This window comes from Microcoleus sp. AT8-B5 (genome assembly GCF_036705565.1).
Classification (GTDB): Bacteria; Cyanobacteriota; Cyanobacteriia; order Cyanobacteriales; family Microcoleaceae; genus Microcoleus.
This window is the reverse complement of the sequence record NZ_JAUBUY010000003.1, coordinates 75,157-93,958: the sequence shown is the minus strand read 5'-3', so window position 1 is coordinate 93,958 and position 18,802 is coordinate 75,157. Positions and strand designations below refer to the sequence as shown.

General features: G+C 47.3%; 15 protein-coding genes. 8 read left to right on the top strand and 7 right to left on the bottom strand.

The features are described 5' to 3' along the window. Positions 1-1,730 (bottom strand): cation-translocating P-type ATPase (locus QUB39_RS03270; RefSeq protein WP_333312953.1); only part of this gene is annotated, 1,730 nt, incomplete at its 3' end. Between the two features lie 411 nt (positions 1,731-2,141). Between QUB39_RS03270 and QUB39_RS03265 the strand changes: the two genes are divergently transcribed. Beyond that, positions 2,142-2,348 (top strand): DDE transposase family protein, encoded by a 207-nt coding sequence (locus tag QUB39_RS03265; protein ID WP_333053135.1) that lies wholly within the window; start codon positions 2,142-2,144, stop codon positions 2,346-2,348. Positions 2,349-2,481: 133 nt separating this feature from the next. Here the strand turns inward: QUB39_RS03265 and ctpC are convergent, their stop codons facing one another. Continuing rightward, the gene (gene ctpC, locus QUB39_RS03260) at positions 2,482-3,837 is read right to left on the bottom strand and encodes a carboxyl-terminal processing protease CtpC (protein WP_333053137.1); all 1,356 of its coding nucleotides are present in this window, start codon (positions 3,835-3,837) and stop codon (positions 2,482-2,484) included. 218 nt (positions 3,838-4,055) lie between these two features. Here ctpC and QUB39_RS03255 point away from each other — a divergent pair, with 218 nt between their 5' ends. Continuing rightward, positions 4,056-4,178, top strand: a complete 123-nt coding sequence (locus QUB39_RS03255) for a hypothetical protein (protein ID WP_333210473.1) — start codon at positions 4,056-4,058, stop codon at positions 4,176-4,178. A gap of 18 nt (positions 4,179-4,196) precedes the next feature. Here the strand turns inward: QUB39_RS03255 and ispG are convergent, their stop codons facing one another. Then, on the bottom strand, positions 4,197-5,417 hold the full coding sequence (ispG, locus tag QUB39_RS03250) for a (E)-4-hydroxy-3-methylbut-2-enyl-diphosphate synthase (protein WP_333210471.1): 1,221 nt from the start codon (positions 5,415-5,417) through the stop codon (positions 4,197-4,199). Positions 5,418-5,808: 391 nt separating this feature from the next. Here ispG and QUB39_RS03245 point away from each other — a divergent pair, with 391 nt between their 5' ends. From QUB39_RS03245 to QUB39_RS03230, 4 genes are all read left to right on the top strand, one after another. After that, positions 5,809-6,219, top strand: a complete 411-nt coding sequence (locus QUB39_RS03245) for a hypothetical protein (protein ID WP_333053141.1) — start codon at positions 5,809-5,811, stop codon at positions 6,217-6,219. After that, positions 6,219-6,515, top strand: coding sequence for a hypothetical protein (locus QUB39_RS03240; RefSeq protein WP_333053142.1), 297 nt, complete (start codon positions 6,219-6,221; stop codon positions 6,513-6,515). The genes QUB39_RS03245 and QUB39_RS03240 overlap by 1 nt, the downstream gene beginning before the upstream one ends. Then, the gene (locus tag QUB39_RS03235) at positions 6,502-6,726 is read left to right on the top strand and encodes a hypothetical protein (protein ID WP_333053143.1); all 225 of its coding nucleotides are present in this window, start codon (positions 6,502-6,504) and stop codon (positions 6,724-6,726) included. The genes QUB39_RS03240 and QUB39_RS03235 overlap by 14 nt, the downstream gene beginning before the upstream one ends. A 403-nt stretch (positions 6,727-7,129) precedes the next feature. Continuing rightward, on the top strand, positions 7,130-7,633 hold the full coding sequence (locus QUB39_RS03230; protein ID WP_333210468.1) for a DUF2243 domain-containing protein: 504 nt from the start codon (positions 7,130-7,132) through the stop codon (positions 7,631-7,633). A 214-nt stretch (positions 7,634-7,847) separates the two neighbouring features. On the opposite strand, the gene QUB39_RS03225 is transcribed toward QUB39_RS03230, so the two are convergent. The 3 genes from QUB39_RS03225 to QUB39_RS03215 all read right to left on the bottom strand — a co-directional run bounded on the left by QUB39_RS03225 (position 7,848) and on the right by QUB39_RS03215 (position 16,185). Then, positions 7,848-8,834 (bottom strand): Rpn family recombination-promoting nuclease/putative transposase, encoded by a 987-nt coding sequence (locus QUB39_RS03225; RefSeq protein WP_333210466.1) that lies wholly within the window; start codon positions 8,832-8,834, stop codon positions 7,848-7,850. 138 nt (positions 8,835-8,972) lie between these two features. Beyond that, positions 8,973-9,338 carry a hypothetical protein gene (locus QUB39_RS03220; protein WP_333056203.1) on the bottom strand — a complete coding sequence of 122 codons (366 nt, stop codon included), beginning with the start codon at positions 9,336-9,338 and terminating at the stop codon, positions 8,973-8,975. Positions 9,339-9,456: 118 nt separating this feature from the next. Next, a complete protein-coding gene (locus QUB39_RS03215) occupies positions 9,457-16,185 on the bottom strand; it encodes a translocation/assembly module TamB domain-containing protein (RefSeq protein WP_333485005.1) in 6,729 nt (2,242 codons plus the stop codon). Between the two features lie 426 nt (positions 16,186-16,611). Between QUB39_RS03215 and QUB39_RS03210 the strand changes: the two genes are divergently transcribed. Further along, positions 16,612-16,986, top strand: a complete 375-nt coding sequence (locus tag QUB39_RS03210; protein ID WP_333056206.1) for a DUF3110 domain-containing protein — start codon at positions 16,612-16,614, stop codon at positions 16,984-16,986. 236 nt (positions 16,987-17,222) lie between these two features. After that, positions 17,223-18,137 (top strand): N-acetylmuramic acid 6-phosphate etherase, encoded by a 915-nt coding sequence (gene murQ / locus QUB39_RS03205; protein ID WP_333056207.1) that lies wholly within the window; start codon positions 17,223-17,225, stop codon positions 18,135-18,137. A 55-nt stretch (positions 18,138-18,192) separates the two neighbouring features. Here murQ and QUB39_RS03200 read toward each other — a convergent pair whose 3' ends face one another. Continuing rightward, on the bottom strand, positions 18,193-18,723 hold the full coding sequence (locus QUB39_RS03200) for an adenylate kinase (protein WP_333056208.1): 531 nt from the start codon (positions 18,721-18,723) through the stop codon (positions 18,193-18,195). Between the last annotated feature and the right edge of the window lie 79 nt (positions 18,724-18,802).

Here is an 18,802-nt window from a genome sequence, read left to right as displayed (position 1 = left end):
TGCCTGTTGCCAGAAACCCCATCAATTGTGGAACAGGCATCTTGCCTGTTGCCAGAAACCCCATCAATTGTGGAACAGGCATCTTGCCTGTTGCCAGAAACCCCATCAATTGTGGAACAAACATCTTGCCTGTTTCCAACATTAATATCCGAGTTCAAATCCCACTCCGAATTCTGGAAAATCGGCAAATAATCTGTGAGTGTGAGATTTCCGGTTGTCAGAGTGCCAGTCTTATCAAAAACCACCGTATCTAATTGATGCACCCGTTCTAAAACATCACCACCGCGAATTAAAAGCCCGCGCTCCGCCCCGATGCCAGAACCGACTAAAATTGCAGTTGGGGTAGCCAATCCCAAAGCGCAAGGACAAGCAATAACTAAAACTGCGATCGCCAATTTCAAACTTAACAGCAAAGGCGATTGATAATGGATAATTGGCAATTCATTTCCCATATTCATTGCCCCGTGTCCCATAATATCCATTGCCCCGTGTCCTAAAAGCACAGAAGGCCAAATATGAGTGCCCGCAAAATACCAAAATAGGAAAGTTAAAACCGATATCCCCATCACCCCATACACAAAATATCCCGCGACAGTATCAGCTAAATTTTGAATCGGCGCTTTGCGAGTTTGGGCTGCCTGCACCAAAGCCACCATTTGAGCTACAGTTGTTTCCTTACCGGTGCGAGTTGCCCGCATCACAACTGCCCCGGATTTATTGATAGTTCCGGCGACAACTGTATCTCCTGGTTGCTTCAAAACCGGCATTGATTCGCCAGTCAGCATCGACTCATCTATGGTTGTTTTGCCTTCGCAGACTTCACCATCTACCGGTATTTTTTCCCCTGGCAAAACTTGCAGCCATTCTCCGACTCGGACGCGATCGGCAGGAATTTCAATGTATTGTGGATCGTAGACTTCTGATGTCGAGTTTAAAGGCAATTCTTCCGATCGCAAATCTAAAGTCGCGAGTTTAAAATCTACTAAGCGGGCTTTCGCCGGTTGCAATGCGATTAAAGCTTGCAAAGCTGATGCAGCGCGCCGTCTGGCTTGCTGTTCGAGAGTTTTGCCCAACAAAATAAAGCCCAGCAGCATCACCGGTTCGTCAAAAAAGCACTCCCATCCCATCCGTGGAAACAGCAGCGCCGCGTTGCTAGCGGTGTAAGCTGTAACAGCGCCTAAAGCTACCAAAGTATTCATGTTGGGTGCATTTCGCCACAAACTGCGGCACCCATCAACGATAATCGGGCGGCCCGGTAGCAGCAAAGCTAGGGTGGCGAGTCCCCAGTGAAACCAAATATTGCTGAGAATTGGGGCTTTTGTGCCGAGTACGTGACCTAAACCGGATAGAATAATTAGGATAAGGGCGATCGTCAATTGCTTGATTTGCTGTCTAATTTCTTGTCGCCGTCGTTCAATTGTTGCCGCTTCTGCTTCCCGCTGATTTTCACCACAACGAGACTGAGAGGGAAATCCATTATCAGTCAACTTTTTCGCTAAAGCTTCTGCATCGACAGCCCCCGGTTGACACTCAACCGTCGCGACTTCTACGGCCAAGTTAACGCAAGCGGAAATGACGCCTGAATACTGCATGAGTTGGCGTTCCACAGCTTTCGCGCAGCCGGCACATTTCATCCCGCCGACATCGAAAGTAACAAGTTCAGGCGGTGATTCGTTAACTGGTAGGATTTCTGGTTGAATTTCAGGGATTGTTTTGGGGAAAAATTGCATGTTTTTTTTTGGTATAGATTAGAATATTTGGGTAGTTCTGAAAGGGTTTAATGCAGTGTTGAGACAAATGTCTATATTTTTATCATAGATAAATTTGGTGGCATCTTCCCAAAGTGTTAGTTTTTTTTAATTCTTATTAGTTCCAGGCGGTTAAATCCTTATTCCGGCGGGGGTTTCAGCCACTAATGGAAGGCGGGTTTAATGCTAAAACACGCTTGGGACACTGCATTGCCGTTTCGTTATTTGATAAGCTGTTACGCATCTAAATTGTATTTTTGGGCGGGCGGGACGCTAGGGCCCCTACTCCCCACAAGAATTTGCTCGAATTTGATTGTCAAATGTAGATGCGCCTCAGCTTATAATGAGCCAATTGCCTAGTTAGTATCCAGCTTTTATTTGACGAATTTAGCTATGACAGAAACACCAAAATTTTATATTGTCAAACGTCCTGCGGGTAATTGCGAAATTTTGCCGTTGGCGGAGCCCTCGCAGAGGATCGCGCAACTCGAAGAACAAAACCCCAGTATTATTGAAAAGTGGGGCCCTTACGATTCGCCCGAAGATGCCATCGCCCGCCGCATCGGTTTAATTCGCGCCGGCAAATGCCAACCAACCTAATTTTAGATTTTAGATTTTAGATTTTAGATTGAAGATTGAAGATTGAAGATAAGAAGGACTAAAGTCCTCACTACAAACCAGGTTCGTAGTGAGGACTTTAGTCCTTCTTTACTGAAGTTTTTGTGACTAAAAACTACTTGGATTTAGCCGGTGCCGCACTCGGTTTTGCTTGCGCCGCATTCGGCTTAGCTGGCGCAGCATTCGGTTTCGCCTCCGCCTTATTGTTCCCTGTTTTACCAGTAACTTGCTTTGTCAAAACTTCCATAGCTTTCGCATATTGCGGATCGGCAGTCGTAGCAATTTTATCGCGATCGCGCCTCAATTCCTGTTTTTGAGCCTCGGTGAGTTCTACCTTAAAATCCGGTTCAATCCCGGCCTTGTTGATATCAGTGCCGTTGGGAGTAAAATACTTGGCAATTGTCACCGCCAAACCGGCACCATTTCCCACGCCGCGTACTGACTGAACTAAACCTTTACCAAAGGTCTTTGTTCCCACCAAAACCGCGCGTTTGTTGTCTTGCAAAGCACCGGATAGAATCTCGCTAGCACTTGCTGAACCGCCGTCTACCAGTATAACTAACGGTTTGTCTGTGATCGCTCCCTTATTTGCCGTTTGTTTATCAGCCTCACCGACTCGATCGACCGTCGAGACGATCGTACCTTCTTTGAGCCACATCCGAGCAATTTCAATACTTCCGTACAGCAACCCGCCGGGATTGGAACGCAAGTCTAAAATATAGCCCGTCACCTTTTTCTGTTCCAAATCCTTAATTGCCGATCGCATTTCCGATGCAGCATTCGCACTGAACTGATTTAAGCGAATATAGCCGACTTCTCCGATGGGAGTTTTCTGCACCGACTTCCGCACTGGATGAATTTCAATTTTAGCGCGTTTCAGTTTAAAGTCTAATTCCTTGTTTCCCCGCAAAATAGTCAGCGTCACCTCAGTATTCACCTGACCGCGAATCAAACTTACTGCTTGATTCGTATCCATGCCTTCTGTGCTCTTGCCGTCAATCTTAGTAATGATATCTTTTGCCAGAATACCAGCACTAAAAGCAGGGGTATCTTCGATCGGCGAAATCACCACCAACTTCTTAGTTTCCTCATCTTGAGTCAACTGAATCCCAACTCCTGTCAGTTCCCCAGAAGTTTCAACCTGCATATTTCTGAACTCTTGAGGGTCCATAAACCGCGTATAAGGATCATCCAGCTTCTTCAGCATTTCCCGAATTGCTTTGTAAGCTTCGTCGTCGCTGGTATAAGTCCGGTTCAAATAATCATTTCGCACCGCTTTCCAGTCAACCTGGTTAAAAGTGCCATCTACATAACTTTTGTCAATAATTTGCCAAACTTCATCAACTAACTCTTTAGGGCTTCCCCGAAAAGAAGCCAGAGATTTAGAACTGCAACCAGTGTTCGCAAGAGTTACAGCAGTGAGTACCACCGCTGCTGCACTTAGAACAAGCCCTCGTTTTGTTATAACCATTTGTCTGACGCGCGGGACGAAAAGAGTTCAGAATAATTACGCTCAATCTAACACAGGCAAGGCCCGCTCGCGTTTGGCGTACATATATTTTCCACTTTGCCGACTTCTATTCAGGGCGGGCTCGCGTGCCCACCCCCCAAGAACACTCACTCTTTGTGGAACAGGCCCTGCAGCTTCTGATAAAGGTGCTCTTCAGTCGGTTTAAACCGACTTCAGCTATGAGACAGGGGTTTCAACCCCTGTCGGACTGTCGGACTGTCGGACTGTCGGACTGTCGGACTGTCGGACTGTCGAACTGTCGGACTGTCGGACTGTCGGACTGTCGGACTGTCGAACTCTAGCAACAGAGAAAGAATCGGCTAAGGATCGACCCAGCGATCGTCCGATTTAATCAAGTCAATCAATTCTGCCACCCCTCGGTCTTCCGGCACCTTCTTAATTTCTTCCCGGCCCCGGTACAGCGAAATATAACCCGGTTGCTTCCCGACGTAGCCGTAATCCGCATCAGCCATTTCTCCCGGCCCATTGACAATACAGCCCATTACTGCTATATCCAAACCCGTGAGATGCTTCGTCGCCTCTCTCACTTTGTGTAACACTTCCTCTAAATTAAACAAAGTGCGACCGCAGGAAGGACAAGCGACATACTCAACCATCGTTTTCCGCAGTCCCAAGGCTTGTAGAATGCTGTAGCAAACGGGAATCTCCTTTTCTGGGGCCTCTGTCAGGGAGACGCGGATGGTGTCGCCGATACCGTCAGCTAACAAAGGTGCCAGGCCTGCGGTGGATTTGATGCGGCCGTATTCGCCATCTCCTGCTTCCGTGACGCCCAAATGCAGTGGGTAATCCATGCCGAGTTCGTCCATCCGGTGCACCATCAAGCGGTAAGCAGCAACCATCACGGGCGCGCGGGAGGCTTTCAGGGAAAGTACGATGTTGCGGAAGTCGAGGGATTCGCAAATTTTGATGAATTCCAGGGCCGATTCTACCATGCCTTCGGGCGTGTCGCCGTAGGTAAACAGCATCCGTTCGGCGAGGGAACCGTGATTGACGCCGATTCGCAAAGCTTTGCCTTGGTCGCGCAGGGAAATCACCAAAGGTTCCAGGGTTTCGCGGATTTTTGCGCCAATTTCCGCGAATTCGGCGTCGGTGTATTCGGTTCTGTCGGCTTTCGGCTTCTCGAACACGTAAAGTCCGGGATTGATTCTCACTTTGTCTACGTGTTTGGCCACTTCGAGAGCAATTTTCATGCCGTTGTGGTGGACATCGGCGACGAGGGGCACGGGTTGGTAGGTGGCGTGCAGTTTTTGCTTGATTTCGGCTAAAGCTTTGGCGTGGGCCATGCTGGGCACGGTGACGCGGACGATTTCGCAGCCAATCTCGTGCAAGCGCCGAATTCCGGCGACTGAACCGTCGATGTCGAGGGTGTCTTCGTTAATCATCGACTGTACGACGACGGGGTAGCCGCCGCCGATGGTGACGCTACCGACTTTGACGGGTCGGGTTTTGCGGCGTTTGATGGTGGTGTCGAAGGTTGGTTCGGTGGTGGGGGTTTTAGTGGGGTTCGGCAGAGTTTGCATAACTGGTTGCTAGAGTTTTGTTACTAAGGTCTATAAAAATGTGTCTGCTGTTTTTCAGGTTGCCATAGAAAGGGTCTGTTTGGACAAACAGGTTTTACGATTTAGGGTTTTTGATAGAAGTACGATGGCTACGCCCCGGCTTACGTCTACGAACTTGTAACTCACATTATGTAGTTTTGGGGGTAAGGGCGATCGATTTTTTAGTATTAAAATTTAACATTCCGGGCGGGCAAGATACCCATTCCACAGATGAATCCGGGGGCTTGTTTAACAGTTGATAAATTTTAGGTAGAATATAAAATTATTGTGGGCAATGACCGACTGGCAAAAATATCTACATAGTTTTGAGTTTCAAACACTTATGCCAGTAGATTAAAGTCACTCGAATAACATGATCGAAAAAGGTGCAACAAGTGGCAGACCTTTCAATCCCTATAAAAATGGCGGAAAAATTCTCAACTTATCTTATCAAAATGTTAAAAATACCCATCAAGGCGTTGGCTTAGTTGAATCTCATGTTCGCAGATTTAATCCAGTTGGTGAAGCTGAGCTAAGAATGGTTGAAAGGTTAAGAAGTATCACCACGCAGACCCTTGTAGCTGATCCTGTTGATTTACGCTTTTATACTCACGAGTTACGCGAGGATCTCAGGTATAAAAAGCTTGGCTACCCAACAGGACAACCCGCTGACCCGGATCAGGCTTATGAACTCTGGAACAATGCTCACAAAGCTACTCTTGAAGATTATAAATTAAAAGAAGGATTCGGCGTTTTATTTCATCCTAGCGTAGAGGAATTTTGATGAAAAACCTAACTCAATTAACCCAGCTTGAATTAGTGCTGCTGGAATTAGTAGCTAAAGGTCAAGGAAAGTGGAGTTGGTACGAACTCGCGAATGCACTTTCTCGTCGAGATGTACCGCGAGAACCTGACATGATGGTTGTCTTAAAAAAACTGGCTGCTGATGGCTTGGTTCAGCGATATATAGAAACAGGTTCGCCTCGCGATAGATGGGAATTGACAACTGAGGGGACGATTTTGTTGACAGAGGCAACTGCTTCTGAACCGACTACTTTATGCAAATATGTTGAAGTTTAACTTAGAAACACAATTTGTAGTTTGCATTAACAATCAAGACTATCAAGCATCCTTGGAAGTGCGAAAAATCTATCGAATCATACCCGATAATCGCGCTGGGGAACATCAATTTATCCGAGTTATTGATGAATCAGGTGAAGATTATTTGTATCCAGTCGCGTATTTCGTGCCCATCGCATTGCCGAAAGCCGTAGAAGCAGTATTTGCATAGACAAAGGTTCTGTAGGGGCGGGTTCACCAATATCTATGTCCCTCAATAACAATCTAAATAAACCCGCCCCCGCCCAATGAATTACTCTAATTGATTGGCGGATTTAATCTAAACTAGATGGGGAAATTCACCGAGAATCCGGTGGTGGGGGCGGGTTTACAATATTTTTTGTGGTGTCTGATAAGTTAGGGTGAACCCGCCCCTACAGGCGTAATAAATCATCAGAATTAATTCACGAAAATGATCTCAAATGCTCAACCGATTTAATTGTAGCCCCCATCAAGTCCAGAAATCTCTCTCGCGGATGATGCGATCGCCCCTTCTCCCCAGCAAAACTAAAAAATGTACTGGCAAATCCCTTCACAGACCCAGGCTCAGCAGTTAAATCATCTGAGGTTTTCCATTGGACGATCGCACAAACTCACCAGCCACCGCTGTTAACAACCGCCGACCTCTAATTATCGCAGGAATTCTCCTAGGTATCGGTCAATCCGGCTTTTTTGACGGCATTGTGCTGCACCAACTCCTCCAGTGGCACCATATGTTTAGCAGCGTTAAAACCGATACTACCGTTGCGGGTTTAGAATTAAATACCCTCGGAGATGGATTGTTTCACGCTGCGGATTGGTTAGTAACAGTGGCGGGAATCTTCTGTTTGTGGAGTGCTGTGAAGCGCAAAGATGTTCCTTTGTCAACTCAAACTTTTTTCGGTTCAATATTAATTGGTGCTGGATTGTTTGACTTTGTTGAAGGCATTGTTGACCATCAGATTTTGGGAATCCACCACGTCAAACCCGGTATCAACGAGTTAGCTTGGGATTTAGGATTTCTCATCCTCGGTCTTATTTTAGCGCTGTTAGGTTGGATGCTGGTACAGAGGGAAGTTCCCGCAGATACTAAAGTTTAAATGAATGCAGAGATTGGGAATTTTACCAAATCCGCGTTAAAAATCCCTGACTCTCAGTTTAATATCATGTCCGGTCAATTCCCTCCGCTTCGCTTCGCCCGAAATCAGGTAGGGGCGGGTTCACCAACAATATCTGCCAATAATTGACAATCTCAAAAACCCGCCCGGCCGGGATATTATGGTCAATCGATCGGACATGATATAACTCATCAGTTCATCCCGCCGCCGACTCCAACCACACAATCAAATCCTCTTGACTCCTAAAATCCAACAAAGCCTCTCCCAAATCATCTAACTGTTCCGCAGATAACCCCTGGATGCGAGTTTGAACTTCCACTGTAACATCACCCACCCGCCGCAGGAGGAGACGCATAATTAATCCTATTTCCCCCTCAATTTTACCCCTTTCGATTCCTTGTTCGATTCCTTGTTCAATTCCTTGTTCAATTCCTTGTTGTATTCCCTGTTCAATCCCCTGTTGTATACCAATTTCTATCCCTTTCATCACAGACCCGATTTGGTCTTGGATAAACATTTCTCGTTTGTCTACATCATTCAATTCGTCTAGTGTCAAATTTGCTCGGTTGGCAATTTCCAGCGCGGTATTAATCTCTTCAATAGACCCCAATGTCTCTGGTACTGCTTCCAAAGAGGGCGCGTTTTTCATAAAGTAAATCCATTTTTCAGGCAGAGTTTCGAGTTCGTTCAATTCTTTTTTGAATTTCGGTAACTCGACAAACACTAACTTTAACTCGCAGTTGGGATAGACGAATTTTTCTTCGGTTTCTGTGAATTCAAAATTAGAAATTAGTTTTTCGGTGTTTTCAAATAAGATAAAGTCGGTGATGGTTAAAGCAATGACTGGATTTAACTTTAAATAACCTTCTCCAGCTTTGAGTTGAGTAGAATAGGTTTTCGCTGCATTGTATACTACCCGTTTTTCAAAGGCGGCGACGTTGAGTACCTGCATTTCCACAATCACGGTTTTGTTGCCGGTAATCTTGGCTTTGACATCCAGGTAAGTGTCTTTCAATCCTGTAACGCTGCCGGCTGAATAAGGGTCAATGATTTCTATTTCTTGGATTGTTGGTTCTCCGTTATACAGCATTGCATTTAGGAAGCTGATTAAAATTTCTGGATGTTCGGAAGAAGCGAATATTTTTTTGAATGCAAAGTCTGTTTTGGGGCTGATGAAACGCATATATTTTATAGGATTTTTTTTACCGCAGAGGGCGCAGAGGACGCAGAGGAGGAGAAAAGAGAGGAAGATGGATATTGGCTAATATTGGAAGGGTTGGGTTTTGTTGTCTCAACCCAACCTGTTATCTGAATGCTTTTATCAGCCTGTGGCTTCAGTAGTAGTTGCATGTGACATAACTAGCTTTCCAGTTATATCCATCGTCGCAAGCTTCAGCACTTCATTAAAAGCTAAACCCCGAATTTTGAGTTCCCACCGAATGCCTTTTGCTTTCATTCGCTTGGCTTTCCGCATATCGACATCAGCAGCTTTTTGATGCAATAGCAAATACTTCATTGCTGCTGTAGCTTCTACTTTTGTGGGAAATGCAATATAGGTGATAAATCCGCCCTCCCAATGATTGGCGTTGCGGACGCTGCTGATAGTCGCAACTCTCGGACTAAAGCGGTTCCAGTAAAAGTCGCTGTAGCCGATCGACTGTGTATTGACTTGGAGTTTGTTTGCCATTTGACCTAACTCCTATAACCTTGTGTGCGGGGTTAGCAGCACCAATTTGCTGCTATTAACTATTATAGCAAATTACTGAGAAATTGGTAACTGTTGGCTGTTGGCTGTTGGCGGATGCCTAAAACCTCAATTCATATTCAGCAGTGACGCGATTGTCTCCTTGAAAATTACTGGAACTTCTGAGTAAAAGTTTATCGCTCAATCGATAACGCACAGTAAATTCAGTCGGTTGATTTGCTGACAAAACTCGAATGATTGATGCTGAAATATTGCGCGTGATGTCAAACCCAACTTCTAAACCTAAACCGAGAGAACCCGCACCTGAACTGGAACTAGCACTTTGTGCTTCGTTGCCTCTAATTCGAGTGGGAAATAAGCGAAATTCGCTTAATCCTGTGGCGTTAGTAATCGCAGATTGAAGGTTGTTCAATAAACCCGCACCGGCTAAATTTGCGATCGCCAGTGTACTATCTCCCTGTCCCAAAGTCTCCACGAAACTGCCGCCTAACAGCGCTACAATCTCTATTTCCGATCGACTCGGAGAACTCCTTAACTCAAGATTTTCCCCCAACTGAGAAGCCCTTCCCTGCACTAACGCTTGAACTCGGACACTCCGCACATTGCCGAAAGTTGTCGGTTCGTCTGCTATTTCAGAGGCTACAGATGTGCCGGGAATGCGGAACCGCGTTACTTCCTGCACCGAAGTTGCTAATCTCACATCCAGCGTCGGATCGAGTCCTTGTGTTGGTACAAAGGTCGCAGTCTGCGGGTATCCTCGATCGAGTCTAAATTGCGTTGTAAACAAATTTACCGACCCGGAAGTCAACCGAATCGTACCCTCCGGGCGAAGGTCATCTAAAGTTCCATTCACCGTCAAACCCCCAGTCGCCTGAAAACTCAATATCGGCGCACTTGTTACCCGAATTCCCCGGCCCAAATTCAGCCGCAAATCGTTTAATCCAACTTCAAAGGAAGGGGAAGGGGAAGGGGAAGTCGCAGCAGAAGGGGAATCAGAAACCTCAGTCGCAGGAGAAGCAGAAGATGTCGAATCAGAATCCGAATCGGAAGCAGAAGAGGAAGAAGCTAACTGAGTTGTGCCGCCGCCGGGACTCCGAAGAAATACTTCACCGTCGTACAGTTCAATATTACCGCTCAACTGCGGACGCCTAGCCGTGCCCCTTGCCTGCACTTGACCAACAACGCCGCCGCTGTACAATCCTCTGAGGTTCACTGCCAACTTGTCGAGATTCACAGCCAGGGGATTATCCGCATCGACATCGCCCTCAGCAAAGGGCACAGACAGCGGAATCACGCCAGCGGCGACCACTTCTCCCTGACTCAACTGTCCCCGAATTCCTTCTACCCGAATACGATCGCCCTCAAAGCGCACCGTCCCAGTCAGCCCTGTCAGCGGTTCTGGGAAGGCTTGCGCGCGGACGGTTGCATTTTCAAAATTTGCAATTCCTTGCGCTACAGGGTCTTCCAGCGTCCCTCCCACGCGAATTTGCACCTGTCCCTTGCCGCTGACCCACGCAACTTGCGGAGTCAATACATTAATAATTGCCAAACCTTCATTTTGCAAATTCGCCCTCAAATCGATTTGATTGCTGTCAGCCTTCACGGCTGCAAACGGCAACTCAAAAGGCAAACTTCCCTGCACTTCAATCGGTTCGGTTTGAGTTACCAAAGCGCTGCCACCAAAATTCAGGCGGGCATTGCTGTAACTGAAACTGCCGTCGGCTTGTTTAATCGGTTCTCCGTTTAGCGTACCCTCAACCAAACTCAATTCTCCGGTGGCTTGCGGGTTTTCCAAACTGCCAGCCAAATTCGCCCGCAAATTCAAATTTCCCGTGACATCCACAAAAGGCAATTCCACCAGTTTTGCTAACTCTTCGACGGGCACATTTTCTACGCGCAACTGCCCGGATTGAGCTTTTTGCCCGAGTTGTCCCGAAAAGCCGATCGCACTTTTGCCCGATCGAATTTCCAGAGGCAAAACAGTTAAGATTCCGTCCTGAAAACTGCCTTCAAGGCTGAACGTTTCAGCGACATATTCTCCCCACTGCCAGTTATCACCTTTGACGTTAAATTGAGCTTGCACACCAGTTTGCAAAGAACCGGCGACAGCAATTTCCGCCCCAAAAGTGCCTTGCAATTGGGATAAGGGAGGCAATTTTTCTGATGCTTCCACTGCTTGTTGCTGCTGCAAAAGTATTTCAATTTCTGCCAAACGGCGCAACTGTTCGATTAGCGGGGATTCTGGTTCTCCCACTGCCACAGTTTGCACGTCGCCACTGTCACCGTAAACGGGAGGTTTTAGGCCTCTAGCTAAGTCGCCTAAATTGAAGTATTGTAAAGCGGTTAAAACCTGCTGCAAATTGCCTTGCTGGACGTTAACTTTTCCGGCAAATTGCGGGTTTGCGCCTGTTTGAACATTGCCGGAAATTAAGTATTGACCGCTGCCTTGGCGGAATATGCCGTTTGTGAGAGTGGCGCTGCCTCCTTCGTAGCTGAATTCGGCTTGGAAACTGTCACCTTTAATGTAGCCGATCGCCGGTTGGGCGATCGCAATTTGTCCATTTGCTTGCAAAGTCGCCGGATTTAACGGCATCTTCCAACCGGGCACATTTACTTGTCCCGAAACCGTACCAGTTATCGGCCCCAAACCCGCCTCTTTCCCCGGTGATAGATTCAAAGCAGCGAGGGGAAAATCGCTTAAATTAACTCGCAAAGTTTCTCCCTCGGTTTGGCCCCTAGCCACAGATTCCCCGCGTTGAATTAAGAAAGATGTCGGCAGAAAAGATTCATTTAAAGCTACTTCAATTTTGTCGCTGACGCCGGCCAAACGCAAATCTACACTTTTCCCAGCATCCGCATTCACACTCCCCGCCAGTACCGGGTCAAAAGCGACTTGATTTACTGCTAAATCCCGCACTTCCACGTCGCCAACTAAGCTGAGGGCGGCGAGGGTTCCGCTGAGACTGCCGGTAAAATCGACATTGCCGCGCAGGGGAAGATTATTCTCTGAAGGATTTTTGAGACCAATTGGTCTCAAAAATGCTAGTTGTTCTGCCGGCAAGGCTTCCAGATTAAAGTTGGCGAGTCTGACATCCAAATCTAAGTTGGAAATTGAGGGCCCTCCTTTACCTTCGAGTTCGACGTTAACAAAGCCGTTTGCTGTTAAACCGGGAGTTGTGGCGTTCTCTATTTCCACCCGTTGGCCGTCCCAATTAAATACTGCCTCAAAAGGTTGGTTCAAAAACGGCAATTCCGAGATGCGGAAACTGCCGCCAGCGCGAACATTTTGTAGGGGCGGTGCCCCCGTGCCCGCCCCAATCGGCCCGGATAAATTGATATTGCCGTTAAACAGTCCTGCAAGCTGGGGGAGATTTTGGGCACCGGAGACTACACCTCCGGTTTGCAAGCTTTGTCGCTGCGACTCAAAGGCTTGCTGGAAGCGACTTAGAGCAATTTGCTCGCCCTCGATTGACGCGCGCCAATTCCCCGACGCGGCGCTGCCTTTAGCATTGACAATTCCTCCGCCGTTGGCGAGTCGAATTTGTCCGTCGCCGTTGGCGGTGATGCCGTTGGCGGTTAGATTGTCTACTGTTCCCAAAATGCGGACTTGGCCGTCGAGGGTTCCGTCAATTTCTGGCGGTAAATCCGCTGTCAGCAAACCTGTTTGTTTGAGGGTTTGTTCTAAATTACTGACGGCAATTCCGTTGGTTTCCAGCAATGCTTGCAAGTTGCCGTTTTCTAATTTTGCCGTAGTATCGATCGCCCCGAGTCGATCGACCAAAATCACTCCTTCTCCACTAGCACTAATTCCCTTCGCTGTCAAGTTATCCAAACTACCCGCTGCTTGGAATTCGCCGTTAACTCTGCCGTCAATCGATTTTAGATTTTGGATTTTGGATTTTAGATTGTTGATGTTGGCAGTTTGCTGACTTCCGGGATTAAATGCTGAAGCTACATCTAAAATAGGTATTCCCAAATCTAGTGCTAAGCGGCTGAGAATAACTCGATCGGCATCGGCGAAAGCTTGCCAGCGTCTGTCTTCTAATTTACCTCTAAAAGCAAGAGTACCGTCGGCAATATTGAGTTGGCCGCTGCTGTTGACAGAAATATCGGCGGCGGTTGAATTATCAAGATTGCCGCTGGCTTGAATTTGATTCGATATTTGTCCGTCAATCGATTTTAGATTTTGGATTTTGGATTTTAGATTGTTGAGGTTGGCGACTGTTTGGGGATTGTCAGCAGTGAAAGCTAAGCCAACATCTAACAGCGGCAATCCTAAATCTACCAAGCGGCTGATGGAAGTGCGATCGGTTTCTGCTGTTCCCTGCCAGTTTCCCCCAGCCAATCCTCCTTTAAAATTAACATTGCTGTCGGCAAGATTGAGTCTGCCACTGCCGCTGGCATTGATGCTGCTAGCAGTCAAATTGTCAAGACTTCCCGATGCTGTAAATTGACTCGATAGCAGTCCGTCAATCGATTTTAGATTTTGGATTTTGGATTTTAGATTGTTGAGATTGGCCGATTGCTGATTTTCGGGATTGAATGCTGAAGCCACATCTAAAATCGGCAGTGTCAAATCTACCAAGCGGCTGATGGAAGTGCGATCTGTTTCTGCTGTTGCTTGCCAGTTTCCCGCTACCAATTCTCCGTTTAAATTGACATTGCTGTCGGCAAAATTGAGTCTACCGTTGGCATTAACATTGATTCCGCCGGCAGTCAAATTGTCAACATTGCCCGCGATTTGAAATTCACCTGCTAGCTGCCCGCCTAACGATTTTAGATTTTCGATTTTGGATTTTAAATTGTCTAGATTTGCGGTCGTTTCCCGTGCTAAAAACGGCAAGCCAATATCAATTAATTGATTGACAGCAACTTTTTCAGTGTTGCCAAAAACTTGCCACCTTCCCGATTCTAGTTCGGCATCAACATCAACAATACTGTCAGCAATATTCAGCCTTCCTTTGCCCATCGCAGCGATCGCATTTAAACTCAAATCGTCCAGAGTTCCCGCAGCTTCGGCTGTTCCGCTGAACAAACCAACCCGTTCAGGAGGCAAATTAAGGTCTGGCAGGACTTGCTGCAAACTGTTGAGATCCACGCCATTGCCCTCGATCAAAGCTTGCCATTGACGGTCTTTTAGCGCAGCATCCACATTAACAGAAGCGTCGCCAATTTTCACAACCGTATTTTGCAAATCCGCCGAATTTCCTCCGGCTCGAATGGAGCCCGCTGCGGGGAAAGTCCCTTGCGGTGCTTGCCATTGAACTCTAGCTTGAATGTTGTCTAACGGGCCGAAAATTTGAGCTTTTGCGGACACACTGCCAATGTTAACAGTAGCAGGAAGCGGGAGATCGTAAATTTGGGCGAGATTATCTGCCGGCACGTTTTCAGCTTGGAAGTCAAACACCAAACCCGATCGCGAATTCTCACTTCCCAACCTGATATCGACTTCACCTTTCCCGCCAATTTTACCACCCGCCGCCGGCACTACCAACATATCGCTCAAAGTCAAAGCTAAAGAGGAAAACGGGGGAATAGAATATTGAGAATTGGGAGTTGGGGTTTGAGCCATTCTCCCGCGTTCCAATTTGAAATTAGTGCTAATATTGTTTAATTGCAGTCGATCGACTGTAGCGGGTTTGGTCGAGGCGATCGTACCTGTCAGCACCGGCATTGCAACTGTTCCAGTCAGCTTGGCATCCGCCTTCACTTCCCCCGCCACAGCCACGGGTAATACTACTTTCTTCCCTAACTCTGTTTCCACCGCACTGACAACACTTGCCAAAGCGACTGGTTGCACGTTCGTTGTCAGATTGAAGCTAGCTTGTTGGAGATTAAAATTAGTTCCAGTGGCAACTGTTCCTGCTATTCTCAGCGGAATTAAACCGTAATTAGCCACCAGATTATCGACTATCAAATTAGTTTCCTGAAACCGCAACTGACCGCTGCTATTTTGTATAATTTGTTTTAAGGGAGAAATACTCGCTTGCACTCCTCCAAAACTAGCCGTTCCGGTAATTCCCGATACTTTATTGTCTCGCAATTGCACGGTCAAATTGCCGTTAGCCAGACCTTTTTGTAAATAAATACCGGGAAATTTCAGCAAGCGATCGAGGTCGGGCAAAGGCAAATTTTGACCTTGCAACTGTAGGTTAGTTTGAGCAGCAGGTAACAGAGAATCTGCTTTTACTATAAAATTATCGCTATTAGTAAACTGACCGTTTAGTTCGTAGAGAATGCGCTGATTTTGGTCGCGAAATAGAGCACTGCCATTTTTCAAGCTTACAGAAATCGGAGCCGAAGTTTTCTGTCCAACTGCGGGACTCGGCACCAAAACTGCGGCGGCATTTTCAGCTCGAATTGCCTCAAGTTCAGTTTTAAATAAACCCGGAGATTTCCGCTCGGCAGTGGGAAGATTAACCCAGCGGCCTGTAGCATCCTGTTCGATATAAGCGTTGGGTTTAACTAAAGTAATATCTAATTTGAGAGTGCGGTTGAACAGCAGCGGCCAAATTGAAAATTGCACTTCCACTGCTTCTGTAGAAGCGTAATCGGGATCTGTAGGAGTTGCAGGTAAAGTCGATCGGCCAAACCGCAAACTTGTCGGAGAAAATCTCTCCAAACGTCCGAGTTGCACAGGCCGCTTCAGCAACTGACTGACTTCAGTTTCCACCAAAGGAGCTAACTTTTCCCGCACCCACGCCTGTGCTACTGCAACCCCAACCAAGCCGAGAATGGTCAATCCCGTACCGCTAAGCAGCAGCAGACGCCACCAGCGGCGGTGGGGACGGGGTGCGAGTTGATTTTTGTTATCGTCGGAGTTAGTCATGGGTGTTTCTCAGAAATCAGAGAATTCAGGAATTAAGGGAATCAGCCGATTTTAGACAGGTATAATTTCTGCGATCCGCCTGGGTGGCTTCTGCCTTTGGTAGACTCACAAGTGAGGTAGGAAGTGCCGTAGGGGCGTTAGCGTTGCCCGCCCCTACGGGGGCTACGCCAACGCACAGGATCGAATTTCAAGATTCACGCCCCCCACTGCGGGGCAGAGTCCAAGAACCTTTACCAAACTTAATCAAAACACGCAACAAGACCTAATACCAAGTCCTCCAACTCCCCTAAATCCTCTCGATCCCCGCGCGTGCAAGATCGGGGGTCAAATCTAAAATCTAAAATCTAAAATCTAAAATCTAAAATCTAAAATCGCCCGATCGCTCCTAAGATAAAAAAACGGTGGTTAAGAAGGTCTTTAAAACTTATGCGAGTGTTCGTCTTACTCTTCAATGCCCGCACCGAGAACGAGGGAATTCATACCATTCAACTCGGCGATCGCAATAAAGTTCTGATGTTTGAGTCAGAAGACGACGCCACCCGCTTTGGCGTGATGTTGGAAGCTCAGGATTTCCCCGAGCCCACTGTCGAGGCGATCGACGATGAGGAAATTAAGGAGTTCTGTAACAGTGTTGATTATGATTGGGAACTGATACCGGCGGGGGCGCTGGAGATTCCGCCAGAAAACAATGTAACACAGACTCAGTGGCAGCCGGAGTCCGAACCCGATTCCGATCCGGATTCTGAGGTTTCCCAAAACGAACTGGATTCTATTCGCCGCCGACTCGAAGGACTTTTGTAATAGCCATTAGTCATTAGTCAGCAGTTATTGGTAATGGGTAATGGGTAATTGCCTCTCTGTCGGAAGTAGATTTAGCCGATCGCCCGCAAGCGCAAATTTCGAGCTTTTGAGTCACGACTTCACCAAGCTAACCAGCGGGCCGGCAATGCGTACCCTATTGTGTACACCTAATGACTGTTGACTGTTGACTAATGACCAATGACTAATGACCAATGACTAATGACTAATAAAAAAACATGAAGAATTTGGAAGAACGGGGCCATCTGCTGACTGAACAGGTGAATACCAACAGCGAGAATTTAGACCAACTCAGTTCGATCGAATTAGTGGACTTGTTCAACCGGGAAGACGCCCAAACCTTAAGCGCGATCGCCCGTGCCCGCGAAGAGTTAGCCCGAGCGATCGACATTGCAGCCGAGTCTCTGCGTCTAGGAGGCCGCCTGTTTTACGTCGGTGCGGGTACTTCCGGGCGTTTGGGGGTGCTGGATGCCGCCGAGTGTCCCCCCACCTTCTGCACGCCGCCAGAACTCGTACAGGGCATAATTGCCGGGGGTGCGGGGGCTTTGGTGCGGAGTTCGGAGGATTTGGAGGATCGGGCTGAGGATGGGGCTGAGGCGATCGCCCACCGTCAAATTACCAACTTAGATGTGGTTGTCGGGATTACGGCTGGGGGTACGACGCCGTTTGTGGCGGGCGCTTTGCAGGCGGCGCGCCAGCGGGGGGCGAAAACTGTGTTTATGGCTTGCGTACCCGTCGAACAAGTGAATTTTGAGGCTGATGTTGATATTCGGTTGTTGGTTGGCCCGGAGGTAGTGGCGGGTTCGACGCGCTTGAAAGCCGGTACAGTCACAAAAATGGCTTTGAATATCCTTTCGACTGGGGTAATGGTGAAGCTGGGGAAGGTTTACGGCAATCGGATGGTTGATGTGGCGGTGACTAATAAGAAATTGCGCGATCGGGCTGTGCGGATGTTGCAAGATTTGACTGATTTGAACCGGGATGAAGCGGGTTTTTTGCTCGAAAAAAGTGGCAAGTCTGTAAAATTAGCTTTGATGATGCACTGGACTAATTTGGAGAAGGAAGAGTGCGATCGCATTTTGGGAGAATTTCAAGGGAATTTGCGATCGGCAGTAGCATCGATTGGTCATTAGTCAGCAGTCAGCAGTCAGCAGTCATTAGTCATTAACAACTGCCAACTGCCAACTGTCAACTGTCAACTGTCATTTGCGATATCGATGCAAAAAATTGTGAAATCTCTGCAGTGGATCTGATGTGATAAACACTTTTGGTATTTGGGGCGCGATCGACATACTCGCGATATCTGGGAGTCAAATACTTGTGACACAACCAAAGAACGCGGTAACTATTAATTGAACTCTTCAAGATCGGACTCTTTTGGGGCCAGCCTTCTGGCGGTATAAACTTACCTGTAATCAGCCGTTTAGTCACCCACCAGAAATGCACGTATAGGGGCAGATCGACAAAAACCAGAGTATCTGCCTCGTTGAGTCGAACCCAGACGGTTTCCATGCAACCAAAGCCGTCTATAATCCATCGGTCAGTAGCCAAAATTTTCTCATGGGTACGCTTATATTCTTCATTTGGAACCTCAGCGCCCCCAGATTGATATTGAATCTTATCCAAGGGGTAAAGTGGCAAACCAGTGATTTCTGATAATCTCTTGCTTAGAGTTGATTTACCGCCTCCAGCGTTGCCAAACACGGCTACTTTTTTCATACTTACCCCTCTTAGGAATGATGCAGATTGTAGCAAGACTTGATATAATCAGTATCACAATCAATCTCTTTAAACAGCC

Coding starts and splice junctions, on each gene's coding strand:
- QUB39_RS03265 (WP_333053135.1), top strand. CDS start 2,142: ATGACAGAAACACCAAAATTTTATATTGTCAAACGTCCTGCGGGTAAT.
- ctpC (WP_333053137.1), bottom strand. CDS start 3,837: ATGGTTATAACAAAACGAGGGCTTGTTCTAAGTGCAGCAGCGGTGGTA.
- QUB39_RS03255 (WP_333210473.1), top strand. CDS start 4,056: ATGAGACAGGGGTTTCAACCCCTGTCGGACTGTCGGACTGTCGGACTG.
- ispG (WP_333210471.1), bottom strand. CDS start 5,417: ATGCAAACTCTGCCGAACCCCACTAAAACCCCCACCACCGAACCAACC.
- QUB39_RS03245 (WP_333053141.1), top strand. CDS start 5,809: ATGATCGAAAAAGGTGCAACAAGTGGCAGACCTTTCAATCCCTATAAA.
- QUB39_RS03240 (WP_333053142.1), top strand. CDS start 6,219: ATGAAAAACCTAACTCAATTAACCCAGCTTGAATTAGTGCTGCTGGAA.
- QUB39_RS03235 (WP_333053143.1), top strand. CDS start 6,502: ATGTTGAAGTTTAACTTAGAAACACAATTTGTAGTTTGCATTAACAAT.
- QUB39_RS03225 (WP_333210466.1), bottom strand. CDS start 8,834: ATGCGTTTCATCAGCCCCAAAACAGACTTTGCATTCAAAAAAATATTC.
- QUB39_RS03220 (WP_333056203.1), bottom strand. CDS start 9,338: ATGGCAAACAAACTCCAAGTCAATACACAGTCGATCGGCTACAGCGAC.
- QUB39_RS03215 (WP_333485005.1), bottom strand. CDS start 16,185: ATGACTAACTCCGACGATAACAAAAATCAACTCGCACCCCGTCCCCAC.
- QUB39_RS03210 (WP_333056206.1), top strand. CDS start 16,612: ATGCGAGTGTTCGTCTTACTCTTCAATGCCCGCACCGAGAACGAGGGA.
- murQ (WP_333056207.1), top strand. CDS start 17,223: ATGAAGAATTTGGAAGAACGGGGCCATCTGCTGACTGAACAGGTGAAT.
- QUB39_RS03200 (WP_333056208.1), bottom strand. CDS start 18,723: ATGAAAAAAGTAGCCGTGTTTGGCAACGCTGGAGGCGGTAAATCAACT.